The sequence below is a fragment of the Gilliamella sp. B2772 genome, from assembly GCF_026536985.1.
Classification (GTDB): Bacteria; Pseudomonadota; Gammaproteobacteria; order Enterobacterales; family Orbaceae; genus Gilliamella; species Gilliamella apicola_E.
The window spans coordinates 872562-897528 of the sequence record NZ_JAFNNB010000001.1 but is presented as its reverse complement, the minus strand read 5'-3'; the positions used below and the strand labels follow the sequence as shown (position 1 = coordinate 897528).

Sequence of the window (24967 nt, the reverse complement as noted above, 5' to 3'; positions counted from 1 at the left end):
TTGTAAACCTGAGGTTAATAACTATGAGTAATTTAAACGAAGTACAAGCAGCAGCTTGGAAAGGATTTAAAGAGGGTGATTGGCAAAGTAATGTCAATGTTCGCGATTTCATTCAAAAAAATTACACACCATATGAGGGTGATGAATCTTTTTTAGCTGGCGCAACAGATGCTACAACTAAATTATGGGATAAAGTCATGGAAGGCATTAAAATTGAAAATGCTACTCATGCTCCTGTAGATTTTGATACAAGTGTAATCTCTACTATTACTGCTCATGATGCAGGTTATATCGAAAAAGATTTAGAGAAGATTGTTGGTTTACAAACTGAAAAACCATTAAAACGCGCGATTATCCCGTTTGGTGGTATCAAAATGATCGAGAACTCTTGTAAAGCTTACAACAGAACGCTTGATCCATTAGTCAAAAAAATCTTTACTGACTATCGTAAAACACATAACCAAGGCGTGTTTGACATCTATACTCCGGATATCCTTCGTTGTCGTAAATCAGGTGTTATCACTGGTCTTCCTGATGCTTATGGTCGTGGTCGTATCATTGGTGATTACCGTCGTGTTGCACTTTACGGTATCGACTTCTTAATGCAAGATAAATTTGCTCAATTCAATTCATTACAAGCTGATTTTGAAAATGGTGTTGATTTAGCAATGACTATGCAACGTCGTGAAGAAATCGCTGAACAACATCGTGCTCTTGGTCAAATCAAAGAAATGGCAGCTAAATATGGCTACGACATTTCTGGACCAGCTAAAACAGCTCAAGAAGCAGTGCAATGGACATATTTCGGTTACTTAGCTGCAGTTAAATCTCAAAATGGTGCGGCAATGTCTCTTGGTCGTACTTCTACATTCTTTGATATTTACTTCCAACGTGACCTTGAAGCAGGTTTAATTACTGAAAAAGACGCTCAAGAAATTGTTGACCATTTCGTTATGAAATTACGTATGGTTCGTTTCTTACGTACGCCTGAATATGATGAATTATTCTCTGGTGACCCAATTTGGGCAACTGAATCAATCGCAGGTATGGGTGTTGACGGACGTACTTTAGTTACTAAAACTTCATTCCGTTTCTTAAACACACTATATACAATGGGTCCATCACCTGAGCCTAACATGACTATTCTTTGGTCAGAACAGTTACCAAGTGGATTCAAAGAGTTCGCATCTAAAGTATCTATTGATACCTCATCATTACAATATGAAAATGATGATTTAATGCGTCCTGACTTCAATAACGATGACTATGCAATCGCATGTTGTGTAAGCCCGATGATCGTTGGTAAACAAATGCAATTCTTCGGTGCGCGTGCCAACCTTGCTAAAACTCTTCTATACGCAATCAATGGCGGTGTGGATGAAAAACTTAAAATGCAAGTTGGACCAAAAGAAGATCCAATCACTGACGAATACCTTGATTTTGACAAAGTATTTGCTCGTTTAGATCACTTTATGGATTGGTTAGCAAAACAATACGTAACTGCACTAAATGCAATTCACTATATGCATGACAAATACAGCTATGAAGCATCATTAATGGCACTACATGATCGTGACATTATTCGTACAATGGCATGTGGTATTGCAGGTCTATCTGTTGCTGCTGACTCATTATCAGCTATCAAATATGCAAAAGTAAAAACGATTCGTGATGAAGATGGTTTAGCAGTGGACTTTGAAATCGAAGGTGAATATCCACAATTCGGTAACAACGATCCACGTGTAGATGATATCGCAGTTGATTTAGTTGAACGTTTCATGAAGAAAATTCAAAAACTTAAAACTTATCGTAATGCGATTCCTACACAGTCTGTATTAACCATTACTTCAAACGTTGTATATGGTAAGAAAACAGGTAACACTCCAGACGGTCGTCGTGCTGGTGCTCCATTTGGACCAGGTGCTAACCCAATGCACGGACGTGACCAAAAAGGTGCAGTTGCTTCATTAACATCTGTTGCTAAACTACCATTTGCTTATGCGAAAGATGGTATTTCATATACTTTCTCAATCGTTCCTAATGCATTAGGTAAAGATGATGATGTTCGTAAACGTAACTTAGCTGGTTTAATGGATGGTTACTTCCATCACGAAGCTACTATTGAAGGTGGTCAACATTTAAATGTTAACGTATTAAATCGTGAAACATTATTAGATGCGATGGAACACCCTGAAAAATATCCACAATTAACTATTCGTGTTTCTGGATATGCAGTACGTTTCAACTCACTAACTAAAGAACAACAAAAAGACGTTATTACACGTACTTTCACACAATCAATGTAATTTAGTTAACTGATACTAACTTAAAATGGCGCCTACTTGAGGCGCTATTTTTTTATCAGAATAAGATTAAGATTTATTGATTCCATATCAATATTATTAAAAAGAACGTTTTTCAACTGTTATTCTCATCATTAATTTAATAAGCAATTATCCAATTAATACAATTGGTGTAAGAAAGTATCATATGAGTTAAAATATCTTAAACAATAAAAAAGTAATATGAGCAAGCACTAGAGAATTTTTATGGAACAAAATATTATTATGACAACAAAGCAACCAATCAAAGGTCGCATCCACTCTTATGAGTCGTTTGGTACCGTAGATGGGCCAGGTATACGTTTCATTGTTTTTTTTCAGGGTTGCTTGATGCGTTGCTTGTACTGCCACAACCGAGATACTTGGGATTTAAAAGCAGGCCGTGAAGTCACTGTTGATGAATTGATGAAAGAGATCGTTACTTACAAAAGTTTTATTATGCCTAATGGCGGGGGCGTAACCGCTTCTGGCGGTGAAGCGACACTACAATCTGAGTTTATTACTGAATGGTTCAAAGCTTGTCATCAAGAAGGTATTCACACATGCTTAGATACCAATGGTTATGCAAGACAGTTAGATCACACAGTTGAAGCACTTATGGAAGTGACAGACTTAGTCATGTTAGATCTCAAACAAATCAATGATGAAATACATCAAAAACTAGTTGGCGTACCTAATAAGCGTGTGCTCGAGTTTGCTAAATATCTACAAAAAATTAATAAGCGAACCTGGATACGATATGTGGTTGTACCGGGGTGGACTGATGATGATAATTCCGCACATCTTTTAGGGCAATTTATTCAAGGTATGGAGAATATTGAGCGAGTAGAGTTATTACCCTATCATAAAATGGGCGCTTACAAATGGGATACGTTCGGAGATAAATATCAGTTAGAAGGGGTAGAGGCGCCACCGCGAGAAACCTTAGACAGAATACAACAGATCATAGAAAGTTATGGTCAATCGGTTACATTTAGTAAATAACATGATAATAAAAAAGGTACCAGCTATGGTACCTTTTTCGTTGCTATCCTTTTTTATCTAATTCTTTTACGCTTTATTGCTCGCAAAACAAAAATCGTTCCCTCCAGCGCAAGTACGCATACTGACAACCAAATAAAGCTGTAAGAGACAATATGTTGTGCCGAGATCGATTCATGCAAAAATAGAACTGATACAAGCGTTAATAAAACGGGTTCAACATATCCAAGCAAACCAAATAATCCCAAAGGTAATAGTCGTCTAGCTAAGAAGTACATAGCAAAGGCGATAGCAGTAATGATCCCCAGCATTGGGATAAAAATGTGAAAGTGCGTAATATCACTCACAATCTGGCTAAATGGGTAATTAAAGGCGAAATAAATCACGCAACCAATAAATATAAAAAAGAAGTCGGAAAAGGTACCACAAATCCCCTCTATTTGCAATTTACGACGTGTAATAAAGTAAATGGGGTAACCCAATGCAACCACTGCTGTTTCCCACGAAAATGCGCCTGTGGTATAGATTTCAACGGCTACGCCGATAGTAGCAAGGCAAACGGCAATCTTTTGCAAAAAGCTGAGTTTTTCCTTGTAAAAAATCTGACCTGAAATCACCATGGTTAATGGTAATAAGAAATAACCTAAAGAAGCAGATAAGCCATGCCCATTAAGCGGTGCCCAAATGAAAATTAACATCTGAATAGTTAACAATAGGGAGGAAAAGATCAATCCGACTAAAATCATCGGTTGCTCTCTAATACGCTTAAATAAATCCCTAATTGCGGACCACTGGTGTTCTATAAAGACTAACACCACTATGGCTGGAAACGAGGTTAATAAACGCCAGCAAAAGATGTCAATCACAGGAAGAGGCTGTAGTAAAACCGGATAGTAGTAAAGTAAGCCAAAAAGGCATGATGCGAGTATTGAAAGAACAACACCTTTAATCATTTTTCCACCTTTAATAAAAAAATAGCGCTAATTAATAGCGCTAAAAATGAAGTAAGCAAACTTTTAGTACATGGTTAACCGATTACTTCAACACCATTCATATATGGCACTAAAACAGAAGGCACTTTAATGCTTCCGTCTGCCTGTTGGTAGTTTTCCATAATTGCCACTAATGTGCGTCCAACAGCTAATCCTGAGCCATTTAAGGTATGGACTAAATAAGTTTTGTTATCCGATTTATTACGATATCGAGCTTGCATTCGGCGAGCTTGGAAATCCCACATATTAGAACAAGACGAGATTTCTCGATAAGTGTTTTGAGCCGGTACCCAAACTTCAAGATCGTAAGTTTTGCATGAACCAAAGCCCATATCGCCGGTACACAATACGATTTTACGGTATGGCAATTCAAGTAGCTGTAAAACCTTTTCCGCATGTGCTGTCAGCTCTTCTAAAGCTTTCATTGATTCTTCCGGTTTAACAATTTGCACAAGCTCGACTTTATCAAACTGATGCATACGAATTAAGCCACGGGTATCTTTGCCATAAGAGCCTGCTTCAGAACGGAAACAAGGTGTATGAGCAGTCATTTTCATCGGAAGCTGGCTTTCATCAAGTATCTCATCACGCACTAAGTTAGTTACCGGCACTTCTGCTGTTGGAATTAATGCATAGTTACTGCTTTCAGCTTCTTCATCGAGAGGTTTAGTATGGAAAAGATCACCTGCAAATTTAGGTAATTGACCTGTGCCAAATAAGGTAGCATGATTAACAAGATATGGAACATAAATTTCAGCATAGCCATGTTGTTCAGTATGCAGATCTAACATAAATTGAGTAATCGCTCGATGTAAACGGGCTAATTGTGATTTCATCACCACAAAACGTGCACCAGTAAGTTTTACCCCAGCAGCAAAATCAAGGCCACCAAAACGTTCACCTAAAGCGACATGGTCTTGGATTGGAAAATCAAAAGTCCTTGGTGTACCAAAACGAGATACCTCAACATTATCGCTTTCATCTTTACCATCGGGTACAGAGTCATCAGGAATATTTGGAATGTTGGATGCAATATCTTTAATTTGGTTTAAAAGGAGATCAAGCTCTGCTTTAGCGCTGTTAAGCTTTTCGCCTAATTGGTTTACTTCTTCTCGTACAACTGAAATATCTTCACCACGTGCTTTAGCTTCCCCAATAGCTTTAGAGCGGGCATTACGCTGTGCTTGTAAATTTTCAGTTTCAACTTGTAATATTTTGCGCTTTTCTTCTAATTGTCGAATGGTTTCAACATCTAATTTAAAACCACGACGTGCTAATTTGCTAGCAACAAGATCTAATTCGTTTCGAAGTAAATTTGGGTCCAACATAAAAAAGTCCATTATCGTTTATTAATGTTATCTATTTAATTTTCTGTTTGCGTTAACAAAAAATATGATGAATAACACATATGAAATTTGTGAGCTTAGTATACTAGAATTATATCGGGTTTCAACCGAAGTGGTAAACCCGAAGAAATCTAACTGATAGCCATAAATCAAAGTAGTTCAATAGGATAAAAAATAATCATTTTTTATATATGCTGATTTTATACATATATAAATTTTATCTATTATTTTATTTGCTAATACTGTTGAATATTTTAACTTAACTATTATTCATAAAAGGAAAAACAAATACAAGTTATTAACAATCATTTTTTAGTAAATTTTATAATACCAATGCTGTATTTTGAGTTGAAGTCTATTTTTCTGTATTTCATAGTTGTAAATCAACGTACAAACCATTTATTTAAGATTATATGTTTATTTTTGCTGATATAAATCTTATTAAGATATTTAATGGAATAAATTATTATGATTTGCCATTGGTAAAGTGGAATCTGTCTTAGATTGATCTGCTAAACCGATAATATTATACTTAATCACAATTTGTTTAACTTTTCGAAATCTTTACGGAGCAAAAAATAAGTGGATCAACAGCAATATAAAGTAATAAGTGGTTTAGCTATAGCAGGGATGGTTTGCGGAATTATATCACTAATCCCAATAGGCCTTAAAAGCATTGTATTAGCTATTGTAGCTATAGTATTAAGTGCAGTTGCTAAAAGTGATATAAAAACTAATAACAAAAGTGGTTCTGGTTTTGCAACAGCAGGAATCGTTTGTGGAATCATTACCCTTGTATTATGGTTTTTATTCTTTTTCGTAATTGGCAGTATATTATTATCAGCTAACCATTAATCTCATAAATAAAGAATAATGTTATGGTGAATTAAAAGCTGTCAGCTTATTATGAATAAAAGATTGTGTTCTAATAAATACCCAATTGTTTCTGCAATAAACGCATTGCATTTCATATCAAACATTCAATATAGGCTTCTTAATATTTAATTCTTTAATTTCATCATTGAAAGTATAAACAAAGCTTTTAAGTAATTATTTTTCGGTTGTCCTTGATGTTCTTTTTATAACTTTATTTTTCTAAGTCGATGTACTTTAATTTTATTATTGCCAATTTAAAATTTAAGCTCGTACGAAGCTTTTTAAGAGCGGGTAGGGTAATATTTAAGGGAAAACAGAAAAAGCTTTGTATAGTGATTTATAGCATTCAACGTTTTTAAAATAGTTTGTAGTCCTAATAAGCTAAAAGTAAATAACATTGTTAATGAGTATAACCTTTTATGATATTCAATATAACGTTTAATTGGCATTATAAATCGAAGAAGGTTTTTAGGATGCTTAAATGGCGCACCCGAAGGGATTCGAACCCCTGACCGCTCGGTTCGAAGCCGAGTGCTCTATCCAGCTGAGCTACGGATGCTTGTAAGTTCGTAAAAAAATGGTGCATCCGAAGGGATTCGAACCCCTGACCGCCCGGTTCGTAGCCGGGTACTCTATCCAGCTGAGCTACGGATGCGTATTAGGTTTTTAAAATGGTGCATCCGAAGGGATTCGAACCCCTGACCGCCCGGTTCGTAGCCGGGTACTCTATCCAGCTGAGCTACGGATGCATATTTTAATTTTTAAAATGGCGGTGAGAGAGGGATTCGAACCCTCGATGCAGCTTTTGACCGCATACTCCCTTAGCAGGGGAGCGCCTTCAGCCTCTCGGCCATCTCACCAAAACATTATGACTCTGCTTGAACAACAAAATCATAATGTGTGGCGCACATATTACGTTCTACAAAAAATAAGTCAAACATTTTTTTGCGAACACGTGCTGGTTGTTTATTTAGTGCCCAATATTACTCTTTGGGTTGAACTAATTCATCAACTTTGTCTTGTGATTGATGAATACGGTTGTAAATTTCTTCTCTATGAATAGAAACTTCTTTAGGTGCGTTAATACCGACTCTGACCTGATTGCCTTTCACGCCCAAGACGGTAATAACAACATCGTCACCAATGATAAGTGTTTCACCTACTCTCCTAGTTAAAATTAACATTAGATCTCCTAATATCAGTTAAGTATATATCCAAACAATTTTAAGATATAGCTTCGTCAGCCTACTATCGATAAGATAGAAAGACGTAATTTTACAGAAATACACTAATGTCTAATTAACAACACTGGAGTACTTCCGGCTAACTTGCTTGTAATTTATTACTGATTTCCTTTTTTACAGAAGATAACGCTTCTGGTAACGCCGAAAGATCCATTCCACCTGCTTGAGCGAAATCAGGCCGCCCACCGCCTTTACCACCTACTTTTAATGCTAATTGAGAAACTAATTCGCCAGCTTTAACAATGTTTAATAAATCATTGGTTACACCAGCAGCTAAATTGATTTTGCCATCATTGACAGCGGCTAAAATAATTACACCAGTTTTTAATTGATTTTTAAGATCATCAATCATGGTACGTAACATTTTTGCCTCGACGTTATCAACCTTAGCAATTAGTAAGTTTTTATTATTGATTTCCACACATTGATTAAGCAATTGCCCACTTTGTTGGCTAGCTTGTTGGGCTTTTAACTGCTCTATTGCTTTTTCAAGTGTTTTGGTTTGATCGAGCAGTTGCTCGATTCGTGATAAAACAGCAGATTTATCACTTTTAACCAATTGTCCAATTTGATTTAGCAAATTGGATTCATGGTGTATATATTCCATCGCATTTTGACCTGAAGTAGCTTCAATACGACGTACTCCTGATGCAATACTTGACTCAGAAATAATTTTAAATAGTCCTATATCTCCAGTTCTATCAACATGTGTTCCACCGCAAAGCTCAATGGAGAAATCTCCCATAGTTAATACTCTTACAATATCTTCGTATTTTTCACCAAATAGCGCCATAGCACCTTTATTTTTAGCCTGATCAATAGGCATGAGTTCTATGTCTACTGGTAAATTACGTCGAATTTGTTGATTAACTAAATTTTCAATTTCTTCAATTTGTTCTGATGTAATCGGTTGATTATGTGAAAAATCAAACCGAAGATAGCTATCGTTAACTAATGATCCTTTTTGATGTACATGACTTCCTAAAATACGTTGTAACGCGGCTTGTAATAAATGTGTTGCAGAATGATTACGACGAATGCGTTCACGTATCTCTACATCGATTGCAGCTGTTACTATATCACCAACTTTCAATGATCCTTTGGTGACCTTACCTATATGACCAATGCTTTTACCATATTTCTGGCTGTCTGAAACGTTAAATACTAAATCGGCAGCGGTTAATACACCTTTATCGCCAACTTGACCACCAGATTCACCATAAAATGGTGTTTTATCTAATATGACAACAGCTTGATCACCGGCATTTATTGTTTCAACTTTGTTTCCATTTTGGAAGATTGCAATCACTTTTCCTGAAGCTTCGCTAGACTGATAACCTAAAAACTCTGTCTTATCATCAAGCTTAATCATATTGCTATAATCAACGCTGAATGAACTAGATTCACGAGCTCGTTTACGTTGTTCTTCCATGCATTGATTAAAGCCATTTTCATCAATAGTGATATTCTTCTCGCGACAAACGTCAGCGGTTAAATCTAATGGAAAACCATAAGTATCATAGAGTTTAAAAGCAATATCGCCAGGTAATACATTGTTAGTAATCTTACCTAACTCTTGGTCAAGTAAGAATAAACCCCGTTCTAATGTTTTTAAGAACTGCTCTTCTTCAGTTTTAAGTGTATTTTCAACTATCTTTTGATTATTTGCTAATTCATTAGCAGCACTTCCCATTACGTCAATTAATGGTTTAACTAGCTTATAGAAGAAAATATCTTTAGCACCTAACATATGTCCATGGCGTACTGCTCGGCGAATAATTCGACGTAATACATAACCACGCCCTTCATTTGAAGGTAGGACTCCATCAGAAACTAAAAAGGCGCAAGAACGTATATGATCTGCAATTACTCTTAATGATTTACTTTCTAAATCTTTAACTTGAATGATTTCAGCTGCAGCTTTTATTAATGTTTTAAACAGATCAATATCATAATTTGAATTGACATGTTGTAACACAGCTGCTATTCGTTCAAGCCCCATACCAGTATCAACTGATGGTTTAGGCAAAGGTTCCATAGTACCATCAGCGAGACGGTTAAATTGCATAAAGACGAGATTCCAAATTTCAATAAATCTGTCACCATCTTCTTCAGCACTTCCAGGTGGTCCACCCCATATATGATCACCATGATCATAAAAAATTTCTGTACAAGGTCCACAAGGTCCTGTATCACCCATTTGCCAAAAGTTATCGGATGCATATGGTGCACCTTTATTATCGCCTATGCGGATGATACGCTCTTTAGGAATACCGATTTCATTTTCCCAAATAGCAAATGCTTCATCATCAGTTGCATAAACAGTAACCGTCAATCTGTCTTTTGGTAGATTAAACCATTTTTCACTGGTTAGTAGTTCCCAAGCAAAATGAATCGCATCACGTTTAAAATAATCGCCAAAACTGAAATTCCCAAGCATTTCAAAAAAAGTATGATGCCTAGCAGTATAACCTACGTTGTCAAGGTCATTATGTTTTCCGCCTGCTCGCACACAACGTTGAGATGTTGTTGCTCTGGTATAAGGTCTTTTATCAATACCAAGAAAAACATCTTTAAACTGATTCATTCCCGCATTTGTAAATAAAAGTGTTGGGTCATTGTGTGGAACAAGGGAACTACTTGCAACGATTTCGTGTCCTTTGCTATGGAAAAAGTCAAGAAAACTTTGACGAATTTCTGCAGTGCTTTTCATTTATGCTTCCATATTAAACGATAAATTTTTAGACATAGTAATATACCCGTTACAACTTAAGTTGAAAAGTAAATATTCTTAGTACAACGATTGATCTAGTTACTATTAATAAGTAATAAGGAATAAAATTAAAAGATCTTGAGAGCTTTTTACGTAATGGGTATTATCTAAGTAATATTGTAGGGACTATAATAATTTAAGTCAACAAACTATACGCAGTTTTTATATCAAGTTGTGTAAATCCTCGAGCTTTTAAAAATTGTATTACTTTTTGTTTTTGTTGATTATTCTGGGGGTCGATAAGTTTGAACTTTTTTAATAATTGATGATGTGCAATTTTTGACCAATCAATATCAGCTAAAAGTAATAACTCTCTACTAAGATCTGATGACAAACCTCGCTGTTTTAATTCCAAGCTTATTTTATATTTTCCATAACCTTTATGAGCACGCATAAAGATATACTTTTCAATATACTGCTTATCATCCATCCAATGTTGATTAGTACAGTGTGCAATTACATGTCCTATTTCTGTTTTTAACTTATTTAGTTGTTCTGGATAATCATCTTTTGAGCAAGTAATTTTTTTGCTAAAAAATAATGTTAATTTTCGGCTAAGTTCGCATGATGAGTGATCACGCTGTGCAAGTAATTGCACAGCTTTATTTAAGATTAATTTATTGAGTTTTTTTTCCATTACTCAAAGCTTTCATCATCTGCCGAAACGTCTTCATCATCAGCAGAGAAAACAGCAGGACTGTTTAACAATAAATCGCGTAATTTAGTTTCAAGTTCTTTGGCAATTTCAGGATGTTCTTGTAAAAACTTAATTGAATTTGCTTTACCTTGACCTACTTTCTCACCGTTGTAGCTATACCAAGCTCCAGCCTTATCGACTAATTTATGTTTAACACCTAAATCAATCAATTCACCTTCTTTAGAGATACCACATCCATAAAGGATTTGGAATTCAGCTTGTCTAAACGGCGCAGCTACTTTATTTTTAACTACTTTTACACGCGTATCACTACCAATAACATCTTCGCCTTCTTTTACCGCACCAGTACGACGAATATCTAAACGAACAGATGCATAGAATTTTAAGGCATTACCACCGGTAGTGGTTTCTGGATTTCCAAACATTACACCAATTTTCATACGAATTTGGTTAATGAAAACGACAAGACAATTTGCATTTTTGATATTAGCGGTTAATTTACGTAATGCTTGAGACATTAAGCGTGCTTGTAACCCCATGTGAGAATCGCCCATTTCACCTTCAATTTCTGCTTTTGGTGTTAATGCTGCAACCGAGTCCACAATAATCACATCAACTGCACCAGAACGAACTAATGCATCACAAATTTCAAGAGCTTGCTCTCCTGTATCAGGTTGAGAAACTAATAAATCATCGACTTGAACACCTAACTTAGCTGCATAGATAGGATCTAAAGCATGTTCAGCATCGATAAATGCACAGGTTTTACCTTCTTTTTGTGCTTGAGCAATAACAGATAATGTTAATGTTGTTTTCCCTGATGACTCCGGCCCAAAAATTTCAACAATTCTTCCCATTGGCAAGCCGCCGATACCTAATGCAATATCTAACCCTAAAGAACCTGTTGAAACCGCATCTACGTCTAGTGTCTGAGTATCACCTAAACGCATTATTGAACCTTTACCAAATTGTTTCTCGATTTGGCTTAATGCTGCAGAAAGTGCACGTTGTTTGTTTTCATTCATATAATAAAATTCCAATAAGTAAGGATATTGGGGTACATTATACTGTATTGTTATACAGTATCAAGTTTTTTTTATAAACATTCATAAATTAGTTAACTCTGTGAAATTGGTCACAAAATTTATTAATTTTTTGCAGAATTTGTTTATGATCTAGTGCTGAAAAAGATATTGAATTATTTAAAAAGGCGACTAAAAAATAGAGCTTTTAAAAAATGAGAATAATCAAATTAAGGTAATTTAATTAGGTAATACTTTCATAAAAAAAGACCATTTGGTATGATGATAGAAATAAATTTTAGTCGTTATTGATGTATTAAATTAATTGCCTCAACATATTATAATCATTGAAGATTTTTATACCTAAATGTTATGCTAATCAAAAACATCTTTATAGCTTAAAACATAAATAAAGGAAAATAATGACCACTGATAGTCAAGACTATGTATTGTGTTCTCATTGTGATTTGGTCATCGAATTAGCTGATGTTGCAGTTGGCCACAAAGCTGTTTGTCCACGATGTAATACAATATTATTTAAAAACAATGTCAATATGAAGTTTAGAGCGGCAATGTATGCAATTTGCTCTCTAATTATGCTCATTGTTGCTTGTGGTTTTGTTTTTATTGATATCAATTTAGTTGGTAATGTCAATGGCGTAAGTGTGCTAGACATTCCAAGAATACTTTTTATTGATAAATATAGTTATATTTCAGCATTATTTATTTTTTTCGTATTAGTCTTTCCATTACTCAATTTATCTATTATTGCCTTACTTTGTTCAAATATTAATTTAACCAAATATCGGAAAAGAGATTTACTTATTGTTTATGAAAAATTCCAACATTGGTGTATGCCTGAAATATTTTTAACAGGCATATTAGTTAGTTTCGTTAAATTAATGAGTTATGGCAATATTGGTGTCACTAGCACATTTTGGGCATTTTGTTTATTCGTATTCTTTTATATTAAAGCTTTAGTTATCTTCACTCCGGGTAAAATCTGGAATGAAATTCATCGAAGTAATTTTTCAATAAAAGCACTAGAAGTTGGTGAGACGGGAATTTCTCAAAATATAAAATTGTGTCAATGTTGCCATGCAATCGTCCCTGTTGAGTATGCCAAATGCCCAAGATGTAAACAAAAAAGCCAAGTAAGAGGGCGAGATAAAATACAATGGACAATTGCATTATTGGTAACTTCATTAATAATTTATATTCCCGCTAATTTATTCGGAATTATGATCACAGTTGTATTTGGCTCAGCGTCGACCTCAACTATTATGGATGGTGTTATCTATATGTGGCAGTCAGGGGATGTACCAGTGGCATTAGTTATCTTTTCCGCAAGTGTGGTTATTCCAATTTTAAAGATTATTTCACTCAGCTGGTTATGTTATTTTGCTTTAGCCGTGAAAGATAAAAATAAACATAATTGCTTAAAAATGAAGAAATTATATAATGCGGTAGAATTTATTGGTAAATGGTCAATGATAGATATCTTTGTTGTTTCTGTAGTTTGTTCTTTAGTTAGAAACCAACAAATGATGGGAGTTTATCCTGATATTGGTGTTACTTTTTTCGCAACCGTCGTCATCATTACTATGATTGCATCCCAAAAATTTGATCCACGCTTACTTTGGGATCGAAATCAAAAATAGAATAATAGGAATAATATGGCAACCTCAAGAAAAATAGCAAAAATAATTAAAATCCGAGCAATTTCTGCAATATGGATTATTCCCATAGTAACCGCCGTTGTTGGATTATGGATTATCTATGCCCACTTTGCTGATAGAGGCACATCTTTTACCTTATTAGCCAATGATGCAAATGGCATTATTGCAGGTAAGACAGTAATCAAAAATCGTAGTGTTGACGTTGGTATAGTTGATGAAGTGACATTATCTGATGACTACAAGAAAGTCGTCATAAAAGGTCGAATTTATAATGATATGGAACCATTGTTAAAAAATGACTCAATTTTTTGGGTAGTTAAACCTGAAATTGGCCGTGATGGTGTGACAGGACTAGGCACTATTTTATCTGGTGTATATATTGAACTGGTCTCAGGCAACGATACGCATAGTTTCAAAAATAACCCATTTATTCTATCTGATACACCACCGTTATCTGATCCAAGTATAAAAGGAATTCGCTTAAATTTAGAAAGTGACCAAAGTGGTGTAGTACCTCGTGGTGCAAAAGTGATGTTCCGTGGTTATCAAGTCGGTAATGTTGAAACGTCCTTATTTGATGTCGATGCTCGTAAAATGAAATATCAAGTTTTTATAACCAAACCCTATGATGCATTAGTTACCGAAAATGTACGCTTTTGGAAAGAGGGTGGTATCAATTTATCTTTATCATCACGTGGAGCAAGTCTTGAAGTTCCTTCGTTAGATGTTCTAATGTCTGGTGGAATCAGCTTTGATTTACCAGATGGCGCAAAACTAGGTGAACCGGCGAAGCAACATGATGTCTATAAATTATATGAAGATAGAAAATCGATTCAAGATTCACAGTACACTGAATATAAAGAATTTCTAATTATGATTACTGATTCCATATCGGGATTAACCGAAGGTGCGCCAGTGGAATATCATGGTATAAGATTGGGTACAGTGAGTAAAGTACCGTTTTATACCACAGAAATGTTAAAAGAAAGATCAATTCTCAACCAAAAAGTACCAGTATTAATCAGAATAGAGCCTGATCGTCTATCAGAATTAGTTGATGATAAGATCGATATAGCAGCTTTGATAAAAGATGAACAAAAAAATGGACTAAGAGCATCATTAAAAACGTCCAATATGTTTACTGGTGCGCTTTATATTGATCTAGATTTTTATCCTGATTTAAAAAATAAATACAATATAAAATTAGCTAACCAATATGGTTACGATACTATCGAAACAACATCAACAGGATTTGCTCAAATTCAAGCAAAAATATTGCAATTACTCGACAACTTTAACAGTTTACCGTTGAATAACACGATGACACAATTTAATAAATCATTAGAATCAAGTGAAAAACTAATGAATTCATTAAATCAAATTATGGCGAGTAAAGAGATGCAAGCTATGCCTAAGGATTTACAAAAGGCAATTCGTTCATTACACGAGACCATGAAAGGGTTGCAACCGGGATCTGAACTTAACACGCAAATGATCGAAAGTTTACAGAAAATTCAACTAATGATGGACGAGCTGACCCCTTTACTTAATACATTAAATAATAAAAGTAATGCATTGATTTTCTCAGCGCCAAATAAAAAAGACCAAGAACCCAAAGCCAGAGGTAAGAAATAATGGTTAAATTAATTCGAACGCTAAAAGTTACGATATTGGTGACATTATTAGGAACTATAATTGGTTGTTCATCAAATGCACCGAGTAAAAGTTATTTTCAATTAACTAGTAATTTGACTGGCTCAAGAATGACACAAACTACAGATCATTTTATTTGGATTGAGTCCATTGAGGTAGCTAGTTTCTTAAACAAACCCGGTATTGTTCTGCAAACACAGGACATAAAATATGTCACAGCAACTAATCATTTATGGGCATCAACGCTGTCTCAACAACTTGCCGATCGATTATCACAAGACTTAACTCAAATTTTACCTAATTATTTGGTGTCAACTAAATCAATTACCACACCATCTCTTACAGTTAAACTTTTTATTGATGGTTTCCATGGCGGTTATAATGGCGATGCAATCATAAAAGGACGCTGGGTAGTGACAGATAAGAAAGGTAAAATCGTTACTAAAGCTATTGAACGTCATGTTCCACTTGCAACAAATGGTTATGATGCTTTGGTAAAAGCCTTATCCGAAGGCTGGCAAAATGAAGAATTAGACTTTGCAAATTCAATTAAACATTAATACTTACTAAACATTCCGTCAATATGATGACGGAATGTTCTCTGCTCTTAATTTCAGATCATGAAAACTGTGCTTTTAATTTATCTAATATCTGGTCTTTAATTTCAACCCATCCTCGCACACTATTAATAAATGCTATTTTCTCGGCTTGCAAAATATCTTGTTTGACAATCTTTTGCTCGGTTAATTGATGATTATCCAAATAATACTGTCGCATAGTACCAGCAAGTAAACCCGAAGTAATAGTTGGTGTTACCCACTTTTCATTAATCAACAACGCAATATTACCATTAACAAACTCAGTGATTTCATCATATTGATTATAATTGATATATTCTTGCCCAACTGCTAATTCGTGAAAGTGTTGTCGATTAGTCGTTTTATGATAGAGAAAAGTGTTTTCCTTATCGACACATTTGGGTGCAAAATCAAGCTTATCAATTACCATTGAATGAGTAAGTTTATCGAGACTTATTTTTGCTTGGCCATATTTAGGTTGCAGAAGCCTAATTTTATATCTTCCTGATGAATGAGTTTTTGCTAAATTAGTTAATGTCTGTTTAATTGTTTGAATATCACATTCAAAATCAAAATAACTCGTTGAATTTATCAACCTATCTAAGTGCATATCAAACAAAACCAACTCGCCATCTTTAAGCAATAATGTTTCAATAATATATTCAGGAATAGTCAGCGTTCGATTTAAGATAGCTGTTTTAGCTAAAATCTCATGATATTCATCATCAGCAGTTGAATCCCATGTAATGCCACCACCAACACCATAATTCAACTGTTGATTATGTATGGTTAAAGTTCGTATTGGAATATTAAATACTGCCTTTTTCATTAAAGGTTCTACATAACCAATTGTGCCACAGTAAACCCCACGGGCCGAGTTTTCAATATCACTAATGATTTGCATGGTACTTGATTTGGGCGCACCAGTAATTGAACCACACGGGAACAGCGCTTGAAATAGCTGATACAAACTTATATTTTCTTTTACGGTTGCTTGAATAGTTGAAGTGAGTTGCCAGACAGTCGGATACTTTTCTGCTGTAAATAAATGTGGAACGGTTACTGAACCTGGCACTGATATTTTGCTTAAATCATTACGAAGTAAATCAACAATCATCATATTTTCAGCAAGATTTTTTTCTGACTTCAACAAGGCCACTTGTTGTTTATCTTGGTCAGAATTTAAACCTCGTGCTGCTGTTCCTTTCATCGGTTTAGTTGTAATGGTTCTATTTTCTAATTTAAAAAATAGCTCAGGGGAGATAGATAAAATATGATAATTTTCAAATTCAATATAGGCACAATAATTTGCCTGATTATTTTTTTGTAGAAAATGATAATAATCTAAAGGATCACCATTGAATGGAGCGTTAAATTGAATGGTATAGTTAGTTTGATAAGTATTGCCTAATTCAATTTGTGATCGAATATAACTAATTTTCTGCTGATATTCGTCAATATTTGTGTCACAAGACAATTCAAAATACTCGGGTGAAGCACACTCAGTATGAACTATTGTTGTATAGCTCTCAAAAATACCAAAAAAAAGTAAAGGTAAATCCTGGTCTGACTTTGTGACTATTTTGGTCTTATTTGACTCATTAAAACCCATAGCGCTTTCATAAGCAAGATAACCGCAGGCAAAATAACCTTGTTGTATAAACTCTTCTATCTCATCAATATGTTTTTTTATTGAGTGATAATCAGATGACTTTATAATCTTTATTGGATCACAAAAATATTTACGTTGCCCCTCAAAATCGATATAAATTTTCATGCTTATTGCTCACTAACAAAATTGCTTATCATTTTTAAACCAAATTCAGTCTTGATCGCTTCAGGGTGGAATTGTACTGATTCGATAGGTAATGTTTTATGACGTAACCCCATAATCAACCCTTGTTTATTAGTAGCAGTGATTGTTAAAGGTGACTCATTTGACGAATTTTGTACAATTAACGAATGATATCTTACAACAGACAGAGGATTTTTAATTCCAGAAAATAATCCCTTTTCATCATGAATGATCTCATCAATTTTTCCATGCATGGGTACAGGTGCTTTAATAATCGAGAATCCAAAATATTGAGCAATCGCTTGATGGCCTAAACAGATACCAAGTATTGGACATTTATTCTCAAAAGCCTGAATTGCTGACAACGATATCCCAGCATTATCTGGCGTACCTGGCCCTGGGGAAATTACCATTTTAGAAAACGACAATCGTTTTAATTCATCAATAGATTTTTCATCATTTTTAATGACCATAACCTTCGCGCCAGCACGGCACAGGTAATCATATATATTAAATGTAAATGAATCGTAGTTATCAATCAGAAGAATCAAAATTATATCCAATACTAATTATTTTAAAAAATGAAGGTTTGAAATGTGACAGATGATTCTATTATAAAAAGGGATATCACATAAAGCAGTTTATATATAAGCTTTCAAAAACCCCGTTCCTCAACTTTTTTTGAAATTTTGAGGAACGTATTTTCTCAATACAATTTAAGTAAAAATTTAGGGGATCGAAACCATCTATAACATTGGATGGTATATAAAATAAATGATATTCCACCGTCAATAATGCTCAAAGCATAACATATCCCTACTTAAACGTTTCTTTTAAAAAGCATATTAAAAACACTTTTTTCTTTGTCATATTTTTTCTTAATGTGATCTTACTCACAAAAATATACTAATCTACTTGTATGGTAGTATTTAATAAATTAATTTGTTGCTACAGAAATTATTTATGAGGTATTCAATGAAAATTGTAAAAGCAGAAGTTTTTGTTTGTAGTCCAGGAAGGAATTTTGTCACACTAAAAATAACGACAGATGACGGCGTATATGGAGTAGGTGATGCAACGCTCAATGGACGTGAACTTTCCGTCGCATCATATCTTAAAGATCATCTTTGCCCACAATTAATAGGGCGAGATGCCAGTCAAATAGAAGATATTTTCCAATATTTCTATAAAGGTGCCTATTGGCGTCGTGGACCTGTGACAATGTCAGCGATATCAGCCATAGATATGGCGTTATGGGATATCAAAGGTAAAGTTGCCAATATGCCACTTTATCAATTATTAGGTGGAGCTTCTCGTACCGGTGTAATGGTGTATTGCCACACCACAGGTAAAGATATTGAAGAAGCCTTAGATGATTATGCTAAACATAAAGAAATGGGCTTTAAGGCCATTCGAGTACAGTGTGGCATACCAGGAATGAAAACCACTTACGGTCAAAGTAAAGGTAAAAACTTAGCTTACGAACCAGCAACACGAGGTAACTATCCAGAAGAACAGTTTTGGGCAACAGACAAATATCTTGATTTCACACCAAAATTATTTGAGGCAGTGAGAAATAAATTTGGTTTTAACGAACATTTATTGCATGACATGCACCATCGTTTAACACCAATTGAAGCAGCTCGATTTGGTAAAAGTGTTGAAGACTATCGCCTATTTTGGATGGAAGACCCAACACCAGCTGAAAATCAAGAATGTTTCCGCTTAATTCGCCAACACACCGTAACACCAATTGCCGTAGGTGAAGTATTTAACAGTATTTGGGACTGTAAACAGTTAATTGAAGAACAGCTTATTGACTATATCCGAACCACAATAACCCATGCAGGCGGTATAACTCATATGCGTCGAATAGCTGATTTTGCGTCGCTTTATCAAGTTAGAACAGGCTCTCATGGCCCCTCAGATTTATCACCAATCTGTCATGCAGCTGCACTTCATTTTGATATGTGGGTACCTAACTTTGGTGTTCAAGAATTTATGGGTTACTCAGAGCAAATGCTAGAAGTCTTTTCACCAAACTGGACCTTTACTGATGGTTATATGCACCCAAGTGACAAACCAGGTTTAGGGATCGATTTTGATGAAAAACTAGCAGCTAAATATCCATACAACCCCGCTTATTTGCCAATTGCTCGTTTAGAAGATGGCACGTTGTGGAATTGGTAAATTGAGGGAGCTTATATGAAAAGTATCGTTGTAAAAAAAACTAATGAACTGGAAATCGAGGAACGTGAACTTCCTCAACCAGCTAAAGGTGAAGTAAGAGTCAAAGTTAAACTAGCTGGCATCTGTGGTTCAGATAGTCATATTTATCGAGGGCACAACCCATTTGCAAAATACCCAAGAGTTATAGGACATGAATTTTTTGGTGTTATTGATGAAGTAGGTGAAGGAGTAGATCGATCAAGAATTGGTGAACGTGTTTCTGTCGATCCCGTCATTAGCTGTGGTTGTTGTTATCCTTGTTCAGTTGGCCGTCCCAATGTTTGTACATCTTTGACTGTTTTAGGCGTTCACCGTGATGGTGGATTTAGTCAATATACAACAGTGCCAAGCAAAAATGCCTATCCGATTCCAGATGACATTAGTAATGAATTTGCTGTAATGATTGAACCGTTTACTATTGCAGCGAATGCTACTAGTCATTTGAAACCAGCTGAAAATGATGTTGCTTTAATTTATGGTGCAGGTCCAATGGGACTAACATCAGTACAAGCGCTAAAAAATGTTTATAAAGTTAAACAAGTTATCGTTGTCGATCGAATTGATGAACGGTTGGCTATGGCACAAACCAGCGGTGCAGATAAAGTTATCAATAATACTAATCTATCACTGAAAAATGAATTAGAAAAACTTAATATTAAACCGACAATTATAATTGACGCTGCATGTCATCCTTCGATTTTGCCAGAAGCAATTTCTATTGCCTCCCCTGCAGCAAGGATCCTAATCATGGGCTTTTCAAGTGATCCTTGTGTAATTACTCAACAAGGGATAACCAGTAAAGAGTTATCTATTTTTTCTTCTCGATTAAATGCGAATAAGTTTCCAGTTGTTATCGATTGGTTAAAGAAAAAATTAATCGACCCCAAAAAGTTAATCACACATCAATTTGATTATACCCAAGTAATTCAAGCGATTGAAACTTTTGAAAAAGATCAGAAACATTGCTGCAAAGTTTTATTGACCTTTAATTAGCACTAAAAAAGTCTTGTGAAAAACCTTTTTAGATAAAATATTAAAAGAGAGAACAGTATGAATAATATAGGAAATAAGTGTGAGAGGGATACTTCGGATTTAGTTAAAGCTGCAGTATCAGGTTGGTTAGGAACAGCTTTAGAATTTATGGATTTTCAATTATATTCTTTAGGTGCTGCTTTAGTTTTTCATGAAATTTTCTTTCCAGAACAATCTGCTATTATGGCGTTGATTTTAGCAATGGGTACTTATGGTGCTGGTTATGTTGCACGAATCATTGGTGCCTTCGTTTTTGGTCGCATGGGTGATGCTATCGGTCGTAAAAAAGTTCTATTCATTACTATTACCATGATGGGGGTATGTACTACGTTAATTGGTGTACTACCAACTTATGCTCAAGTAGGTATTTTAGCGCCATTGATGTTGGTTATTTTACGTATAATTCAAGGATTAGGTGCCGGTGCTGAAATTTCTGGTGCAGGAACAATGCTCGCTGAATATGCACCGAAAGGGAAAAGAGGAGTAATTTCTTCATTAGTTGCAATGGGAACTAACTGTGGGACATTAAGTGCAACAGCAATATGGGCATTTATGTTCTTTTTATTAGATAAAGATCAATTAGTTGCATGGGGTTGGCGCATTCCATTTATAGCAAGTGTTATTGTTATGATTTTTGCAATTTGGTTAAGAATGAATTTAAAAGAAAGCCCTGTATTTGATGAGGTTAATGATACTAATACGCTAAAAAATGATAATGATGTTACAAAACATATCTCATTACTTGAAATGTTTAAAAGTAAATCATTTTGGTTAGCTACAGGATTACGTTTTGGTCAAGCAGGAAATTCTGGGCTAATCCAAACTTTCTTAGCGGGATATTTAGTGCAAGCATTATTATTTAATAAAAGTATTCCAACTGATGCAATTATGTTTAGTTCAATTGTCGGCTTCTTGACTATTCCTTTCTTAGGTTGGTTATCAGATAAGATTGGTCGAAAAATTCCTTATATAATACTAACATTGTCTGCAATTATACTAGCATACCCAATGTTATCTATCATTGTAGATATAAATCATTCTGTAAATACTATTACATTATGTTTGATTCTCATTCATAATATTGCAGTTTTAGGTTTATTTGCCCTAGAAAACATCACCATGGCCGAAATGTTCGGTGCTCGAAATCGATTCACCCAAATGGCAATATCTAAAGAAGCAGGTGGTTTAATTGCCGTAGGATTTGGCCCAATTCTGGCTGGAATTTTCTGTAAAATGGTAAATGATTGGTGGCCAATTGTGGCTATGATTATTGTTTACTCATGTATTGGTCTTATCTCGGCTATTCTTATGCCTGAGGTAAAAGATCGTGATTTAGCTGACTTACATGATGCGGCAGATAGTAAAAATTAAACGGAAGAAATAATGAGATTATCGAATCAAACTTTATCACAACTACCTAAAGAGGTAGTTGTTCCAACTTATGATAGAAGCAAAATTAAAACCAAAATTGTTCATCTTGGTTTTGGGGCATTTCATCGTGCTCATCAAGCTATTTATGCAGATATATTGGCTGCACAATATGATAGCGATTGGGGATATTGTGAAGTTAACTTGATAGGTGGTGAAGCACAAATTCAAGATTTAAAACAACAAGATTGTTTATTTAGTGTGTGTGAAATGTCTTATGACAACTGGAATACTCGTGTTGTAGGTATTGCAAAAGAAGCATTACATGCAGATGTTGATGGAATTCAGAAAGTCTTAGATGTGATGACTCGTCCAGAAATTGCAATTGTGTCAATCACTGTAACCGAAAAAGGTTATTGCTATCTACCATCAACGGCATCAATTGATACTAATAATCCATTGATTATTCATGATATAACTAATCCACATACACCCAAATCTGTTCCTGGTGTCATTGTAGAAGCCCTACGTTTACGTAAAGAGCAAGGTTTAAAACCTTTTACAGTTATGTCTTGTGACAATATGCCAGAAAATGGACATGTTACTCGTAATGTTGTGTTAGCCTTGGCTAAGCAGCGCGATGAAAGTTTAGCGCAATGGATTGAGGAAAATGTTACTTTCCCATCAACAATGGTTGATCGAATTGTACCCGCTGCAACGCCAGAAACAATGGCTAAAATAAAAAAACAACTTGGTGGTATTGATGATCCGGCAGGTATTGCTGGTGAACCATTTAGACAATGGGTGATTGAAGATAATTTTGTGGCTGGTCGTCCAGAGTGGCAAAAAGCAGGAGCAGAATTAGTTAATGATGTACTGCCTTATGAAGAGATGAAATTGCGTATGTTAAATGGTAGCCATTCATTTTTCGCTTATTTAGGTTATTTAGCTGGTTATATGCATATTGATGAATGTATGCAAGATCCTAATTATGTTAAAGCAGCTAGGCATTTAATGTTAAATGAGCAAGCAACTACATTACGGGTGAAAAATGTTGATTTGTCAGCTTATGCTGATTCATTACTAGATCGATATCGCAACACCGGTTTAAAACATCGTACATGGCAAATCGCAATGGATGGAACATTAAAGCTTCCTCAACGTATGCTTGATTCTGTTAGATATCATTTGGCTAATGGTACACCATTTGATTGTTTAGCTTTAGGTATTGCAGCTTGGATGCGTTATGTTAGTGGCGTGGATGATAGTGGTAACGTTATTGAAGTTTGCGATCCAGCAGCTGAGAAATTAAAAGAGTTGGTTTTAAATAGTTCTGATAATCAAGATCGAGTTAATGCGCTGTTATCTTTAAAACATGTTTTTGGAGAGGATCTACCCCAAAATCCATTGTTTATTGCACAGGTAACTAAAGCTTATCATTCTTTAAGAGACATAGGAGCGAAAGAGACAGTTAAACAAATAACTCAAAATTTTTAATTCCACTAATTAATAAGCAAAGTGCAATCATCTTTAGATGATTGCACTTTTATTATTAAATAAAAAACTTTTCTTATATTCAAAAATCCCCTATATTCTCTTTTCTTGTAATTTGTTTTTTGAAAGTAATATATGTTCAAATCTGAAGCGTTAACTATCTCAGAACCTGTTAATCAACAAATATATCGCCAATTAAGAAAGGCCATTATCACTTGCCGAGTATTACCAGGTGTTTTATTGTCTGAAAAAGACATTTCGGGTCAATTTAATGTTTCACGCCAACCAGTTCGTGAAGCTTTTATTAAACTAGCAGAAGCTGGATTGGTCCAAATTCTTCCACAACGTGGCACCTTTGTAAGTAAAATATCTGTTAAAAAAGTAATTGATGGTCAATTTATTCGTGATGCTGTTGAGTGTGCAATTATTAAACGCGCAGCACAAGAAATTAATGATTCAGATCTTTTATTACTTGAAAAAAATTTAAAAGAACAAATTGAAGCTAACAAACATAAAGATATTGGTTATTTTCTTGAAAAAGATGATGAATTTCATCAGATTATAATGAATGTTGTTGATTGTCCCATGGCATGGGACACCGTCGAAAATATCAAAGCAATGATGGACAGGGTCAGATACCTTACTTTAGAAGATATATCCCCACCAGAAGATCTAGTTAAACAGCATGAAAAAATTGTTATTGCATTAAAAAAGCATGATCCAGAAATGGCAATACTTGCACTTCATGAGCATTTATCAACTATATTAAAAACGATAAAAATAGTATCACAACAGCATAATGAATGGTTTGTTGATTAATTTTTTATATTTCAAAGGCGATAAACATTATATATTTTCATTATCATTTTTTCTTAAATAAAAATAAATAAAATTTAGTTTTTTTC

Annotated in this window: 19 protein-coding genes and 4 tRNA genes; 11 read left to right on the top strand and 12 right to left on the bottom strand. The window is 34.7% G+C overall.

Features of this window, described 5'->3' with window-relative positions:
- The first annotated feature begins 23 nt into the window (after positions 1 to 23).
- Together pflB and pflA are read left to right on the top strand one after the other, a co-directional pair.
- On the top strand, positions 24 to 2306 hold the full coding sequence (gene pflB / locus J3T98_RS04250) for a formate C-acetyltransferase (RefSeq protein WP_220225109.1): 2283 nt from the start codon (positions 24 to 26) through the stop codon (positions 2304 to 2306).
- A gap of 261 nt (positions 2307 to 2567) precedes the next feature.
- Positions 2568 to 3326 (top strand): pyruvate formate lyase 1-activating protein, encoded by a 759-nt coding sequence (gene pflA / locus J3T98_RS04245; RefSeq protein WP_267330064.1) that lies wholly within the window; start codon positions 2568 to 2570, stop codon positions 3324 to 3326.
- A gap of 53 nt (positions 3327 to 3379) precedes the next feature.
- Here pflA and rarD read toward each other — a convergent pair whose 3' ends face one another.
- Together rarD and serS are read right to left on the bottom strand one after the other, a co-directional pair.
- Positions 3380 to 4276: an EamA family transporter RarD gene (rarD, locus tag J3T98_RS04240; protein WP_267357513.1), complete on the bottom strand. Its 897-nt coding sequence runs from the start codon at positions 4274 to 4276 to the stop codon at positions 3380 to 3382.
- Between the two features lie 74 nt (positions 4277 to 4350).
- Positions 4351 to 5643: a serine--tRNA ligase gene (serS, locus tag J3T98_RS04235; RefSeq protein ID WP_267362207.1), complete on the bottom strand. Its 1293-nt coding sequence runs from the start codon at positions 5641 to 5643 to the stop codon at positions 4351 to 4353.
- Between the two features lie 600 nt (positions 5644 to 6243).
- On the opposite strand from serS, the gene J3T98_RS04230 reads away from it, so the two are divergent.
- Positions 6244 to 6516, top strand: a complete 273-nt coding sequence (locus tag J3T98_RS04230; RefSeq protein WP_267362206.1) for a DUF4190 domain-containing protein — start codon at positions 6244 to 6246, stop codon at positions 6514 to 6516.
- 503 nt (positions 6517 to 7019) lie between these two features.
- On the opposite strand, the gene J3T98_RS04225 is transcribed toward J3T98_RS04230, so the two are convergent.
- The 8 genes from J3T98_RS04225 to recA form a co-directional block, all read right to left on the bottom strand.
- Positions 7020 to 7096, bottom strand: a tRNA-Arg gene (locus J3T98_RS04225).
- Between the two features lie 19 nt (positions 7097 to 7115).
- Positions 7116 to 7192: transfer RNA gene (locus J3T98_RS04220), tRNA-Arg, on the bottom strand.
- Positions 7193 to 7209: 17 nt separating this feature from the next.
- Positions 7210 to 7286, bottom strand: a tRNA-Arg gene (locus J3T98_RS04215).
- 18 nt (positions 7287 to 7304) lie between these two features.
- A tRNA-Ser gene (locus tag J3T98_RS04210) sits at positions 7305 to 7397 on the bottom strand.
- Between the two features lie 123 nt (positions 7398 to 7520).
- Positions 7521 to 7721, bottom strand: a complete 201-nt coding sequence (gene csrA, locus J3T98_RS04205) for a carbon storage regulator CsrA (RefSeq protein WP_065562297.1) — start codon at positions 7719 to 7721, stop codon at positions 7521 to 7523.
- A 139-nt stretch (positions 7722 to 7860) separates the two neighbouring features.
- The gene (gene alaS, locus J3T98_RS04200) at positions 7861 to 10494 is read right to left on the bottom strand and encodes an alanine--tRNA ligase (protein ID WP_220225106.1); all 2634 of its coding nucleotides are present in this window, start codon (positions 10492 to 10494) and stop codon (positions 7861 to 7863) included.
- A 196-nt stretch (positions 10495 to 10690) separates the two neighbouring features.
- Positions 10691 to 11191, bottom strand: coding sequence for a regulatory protein RecX (locus J3T98_RS04195; RefSeq protein ID WP_267357515.1), 501 nt, complete (start codon positions 11189 to 11191; stop codon positions 10691 to 10693).
- A complete protein-coding gene (gene recA / locus J3T98_RS04190) occupies positions 11191 to 12237 on the bottom strand; it encodes a recombinase RecA (RefSeq protein ID WP_065562294.1) in 1047 nt (348 codons plus the stop codon). The genes J3T98_RS04195 and recA overlap by 1 nt, the downstream gene beginning before the upstream one ends.
- A 419-nt stretch (positions 12238 to 12656) precedes the next feature.
- Between recA and J3T98_RS04185 the strand changes: the two genes are divergently transcribed.
- From J3T98_RS04185 to J3T98_RS04175, 3 genes are read left to right on the top strand one after another with little or no spacing between them, the layout of a single operon-like run.
- Complete coding sequence (locus J3T98_RS04185; protein ID WP_267362205.1) at positions 12657 to 13895, top strand: PqiA/YebS family transporter subunit; 1239 nt, start codon at positions 12657 to 12659, stop codon at positions 13893 to 13895.
- Positions 13896 to 13910: 15 nt separating this feature from the next.
- A complete protein-coding gene (gene pqiB, locus J3T98_RS04180; RefSeq protein ID WP_267357516.1) occupies positions 13911 to 15548 on the top strand; it encodes an intermembrane transport protein PqiB in 1638 nt (545 codons plus the stop codon).
- Complete coding sequence (locus J3T98_RS04175; RefSeq protein WP_267357517.1) at positions 15548 to 16126, top strand: PqiC family protein; 579 nt, start codon at positions 15548 to 15550, stop codon at positions 16124 to 16126. The genes pqiB and J3T98_RS04175 overlap by 1 nt, the downstream gene beginning before the upstream one ends.
- 58 nt (positions 16127 to 16184) lie before the next feature.
- Here the strand turns inward: J3T98_RS04175 and pabB are convergent, their stop codons facing one another.
- Together pabB and J3T98_RS04165 are read right to left on the bottom strand one after the other, a co-directional pair.
- Positions 16185 to 17921: an aminodeoxychorismate synthase component I gene (pabB, locus tag J3T98_RS04170; protein WP_267357518.1), complete on the bottom strand. Its 1737-nt coding sequence runs from the start codon at positions 17919 to 17921 to the stop codon at positions 16185 to 16187.
- 2 nt (positions 17922 to 17923) lie between these two features.
- Complete coding sequence (locus tag J3T98_RS04165) at positions 17924 to 18490, bottom strand: anthranilate synthase component II (protein WP_065734224.1); 567 nt, start codon at positions 18488 to 18490, stop codon at positions 17924 to 17926.
- Between the two features lie 424 nt (positions 18491 to 18914).
- Between J3T98_RS04165 and manD the strand changes: the two genes are divergently transcribed.
- The 5 genes from manD (at position 18915) to J3T98_RS04140 (ending at position 24881) form a co-directional block, all read left to right on the top strand.
- The gene (gene manD / locus J3T98_RS04160; RefSeq protein WP_220225100.1) at positions 18915 to 20129 is read left to right on the top strand and encodes a D-mannonate dehydratase ManD; all 1215 of its coding nucleotides are present in this window, start codon (positions 18915 to 18917) and stop codon (positions 20127 to 20129) included.
- A 15-nt stretch (positions 20130 to 20144) separates the two neighbouring features.
- Complete coding sequence (locus J3T98_RS04155) at positions 20145 to 21161, top strand: Zn-dependent oxidoreductase (protein ID WP_267362204.1); 1017 nt, start codon at positions 20145 to 20147, stop codon at positions 21159 to 21161.
- Between the two features lie 57 nt (positions 21162 to 21218).
- Positions 21219 to 22571 (top strand): MFS transporter, encoded by a 1353-nt coding sequence (locus J3T98_RS04150; RefSeq protein ID WP_220225098.1) that lies wholly within the window; start codon positions 21219 to 21221, stop codon positions 22569 to 22571.
- Between the two features lie 12 nt (positions 22572 to 22583).
- Positions 22584 to 24065, top strand: a complete 1482-nt coding sequence (locus tag J3T98_RS04145) for a mannitol dehydrogenase family protein (RefSeq protein ID WP_267357522.1) — start codon at positions 22584 to 22586, stop codon at positions 24063 to 24065.
- 132 nt (positions 24066 to 24197) lie between these two features.
- Positions 24198 to 24881, top strand: coding sequence for a GntR family transcriptional regulator (locus tag J3T98_RS04140; protein ID WP_220225096.1), 684 nt, complete (start codon positions 24198 to 24200; stop codon positions 24879 to 24881).
- Positions 24882 to 24967 lie beyond the last annotated feature (86 nt).

What these genes read in the sequence shown, in the direction of transcription:
- pabB (WP_267357518.1), bottom strand. Translation starts at nt 17,921, where the DNA reads ATGAAAATTTATATCGATTTTGAGGGGCAACGTAAATATTTTTGTGAT.
- J3T98_RS04195 (WP_267357515.1), bottom strand. Translation starts at nt 11,191, where the DNA reads ATGGAAAAAAAACTCAATAAATTAATCTTAAATAAAGCTGTGCAATTA.
- J3T98_RS04145 (WP_267357522.1), top strand. Translation starts at nt 22,584, where the DNA reads ATGAGATTATCGAATCAAACTTTATCACAACTACCTAAAGAGGTAGTT.
- alaS (WP_220225106.1), bottom strand. Translation starts at nt 10,494, where the DNA reads ATGAAAAGCACTGCAGAAATTCGTCAAAGTTTTCTTGACTTTTTCCAT.
- J3T98_RS04175 (WP_267357517.1), top strand. Translation starts at nt 15,548, where the DNA reads ATGGTTAAATTAATTCGAACGCTAAAAGTTACGATATTGGTGACATTA.
- pflA (WP_267330064.1), top strand. Translation starts at nt 2,568, where the DNA reads ATGACAACAAAGCAACCAATCAAAGGTCGCATCCACTCTTATGAGTCG.
- serS (WP_267362207.1), bottom strand. Translation starts at nt 5,643, where the DNA reads ATGTTGGACCCAAATTTACTTCGAAACGAATTAGATCTTGTTGCTAGC.
- J3T98_RS04185 (WP_267362205.1), top strand. Translation starts at nt 12,657, where the DNA reads ATGACCACTGATAGTCAAGACTATGTATTGTGTTCTCATTGTGATTTG.
- recA (WP_065562294.1), bottom strand. Translation starts at nt 12,237, where the DNA reads ATGAATGAAAACAAACAACGTGCACTTTCTGCAGCATTAAGCCAAATC.
- J3T98_RS04140 (WP_220225096.1), top strand. Translation starts at nt 24,198, where the DNA reads ATGTTCAAATCTGAAGCGTTAACTATCTCAGAACCTGTTAATCAACAA.
- rarD (WP_267357513.1), bottom strand. Translation starts at nt 4,276, where the DNA reads ATGATTAAAGGTGTTGTTCTTTCAATACTCGCATCATGCCTTTTTGGC.
- pflB (WP_220225109.1), top strand. Translation starts at nt 24, where the DNA reads ATGAGTAATTTAAACGAAGTACAAGCAGCAGCTTGGAAAGGATTTAAA.
- manD (WP_220225100.1), top strand. Translation starts at nt 18,915, where the DNA reads ATGAAAATTGTAAAAGCAGAAGTTTTTGTTTGTAGTCCAGGAAGGAAT.
- J3T98_RS04150 (WP_220225098.1), top strand. Translation starts at nt 21,219, where the DNA reads ATGAATAATATAGGAAATAAGTGTGAGAGGGATACTTCGGATTTAGTT.
- J3T98_RS04155 (WP_267362204.1), top strand. Translation starts at nt 20,145, where the DNA reads ATGAAAAGTATCGTTGTAAAAAAAACTAATGAACTGGAAATCGAGGAA.
- pqiB (WP_267357516.1), top strand. Translation starts at nt 13,911, where the DNA reads ATGGCAACCTCAAGAAAAATAGCAAAAATAATTAAAATCCGAGCAATT.
- csrA (WP_065562297.1), bottom strand. Translation starts at nt 7,721, where the DNA reads ATGTTAATTTTAACTAGGAGAGTAGGTGAAACACTTATCATTGGTGAC.